The sequence below is a fragment of the Brachybacterium sp. p3-SID957 genome (assembly GCF_025144775.1).
In the GTDB taxonomy this organism is placed as follows: Bacteria; Actinomycetota; Actinomycetes; order Actinomycetales; family Dermabacteraceae; genus Brachybacterium; species Brachybacterium epidermidis.
Map to the genome: position 1 here is coordinate 1 of NZ_JALXKT010000119.1, position 1428 is coordinate 1428.

Sequence of the window (1428 nt, forward strand, 5' to 3'; positions counted from 1 at the left end):
ATGAGTTCCCTGAGTCAACCTCTAGGCCGCGAGAGCGGTGGTTTTGTGTGTTCTGTCGGTTCTGTGGGCTTGGTGGGTGGCGGGGTCGTAGCAGGTGCCGTCGCGCCAGCAGGCGTAGATGATCCGCAGCCAGGCCCGGGCCAGGATCCGCACGGCATGGGCATGGCGTTTGCCCTGGGCGCGTGCGGTCTCGTAAATGTTCTTCGCCCAGGGCGAGGCGTGGCGGGAGTTGTCTGCCCAGCGGACCAGGGCTTGGCGGGCCCGCCGGTTGGTGGCGTAGCGGAACACGACCGCGTGGGATTTACCCGAGGCGCGGGTGACGGGCACGACGCCTGCCTCGGCGGCGAGCTGGTCAGCGTTGGAGGCGTGTTCGAGCAACGGTCCGATCTCCCCGATGATCTGGGCGAGGTTGACGATCCCCACCCGGGGCAGGGGCTGGATCAACGCTGCCCAGGAATGGGCGGCCAGAGCCGTCTCGATCTGGGCTTCAAGGTCATCGATCGCTGTTCTGAGGGCCCGGATGACCTGGACCTGTGTGCGAACCAGCGCGGTGATCGTCTCCTCACCGAGCCGCGAGGCAGGCGCGGGGGCCCCACGAAGCCTGGCCACCAGGGCAGCGGGGTCGACGCGGCCGGAGTAGTGCTGCCGGGCGAGCCAGTCCCGCATTCTGGCCGGGGCCAGGTGCTTGGCCGAGGCTGGGGTGGGGAACCTGTCGCAGAAGGCCAGGGCGATATCGGAGTCCAGGCGGGCGAACACCACCCCGGCGCCGGGCCAGTGCTCGGCCAGCAGGGCGGCGAGCTGGTTGGTCGCGGCCACGCGGGCGGTGACCTGGTCCTCGCGGGCCCGGACCAGCGCTTGCAGCTCGAGGGTCGCCTGCTCGGTCGGGCGCAGGGTCCGCAGGCGGTGCCCGTCGGTGCGGAGGTAGTCGGCGAGCTTGAACGCGTCGCCGGGGTCGTCCTTGGCGCGGGCAGCGCCCCAGCGGGGACGGACGGCGTTGAACGCGTTGGGATGGACCGGGACCACGGGATGCCCGGCGGCCAGGAGACGGTCGATCACCAGCCCGCGGGTGGTCTCGATCGCGACCGGCAGCCTAGCCGGAGGGCCGTGGCTGGCCAGGCGGGCCAGGGTGGCTCGAATCCCGTCCTCGGTGTGGGGGCAGGGCCAGCGGTCGATCACCTGGCCCTGGTCATCGATCACAGCGACAGCATGGGTGGTATTGCCCCAGTCCCATCCGACATACATGCGCGTACTCCAGGTTCATCGAAGGAGCACCACTTGGTGGAGGTCATCTGCCGGAAGCTCACTGCTCGGCCCTCAAAGGGGCATGTTCCTGACGCCGTTCAGATGGCCTCGGCCCGGCGGGGCCGGCAGAACTCATCGTGGCCGTCGAACGGCACGCACAAATGGCCGTGCACCCACCGGGACCGA

1 protein-coding gene is annotated in these 1428 nt (G+C 69.8%); it reads right to left on the minus strand.

Annotated features, from left to right (window positions below):
• Window positions 1-21: 21 nt before the first annotated feature.
• The gene (locus M3B01_RS14530) at window positions 22-1242 is read right to left on the minus strand and encodes an IS110 family transposase (protein WP_259793259.1); all 1221 of its coding nucleotides are present in this window, start codon (window positions 1240-1242) and stop codon (window positions 22-24) included.
• Window positions 1243-1428: the final 186 nt, after the last annotated feature.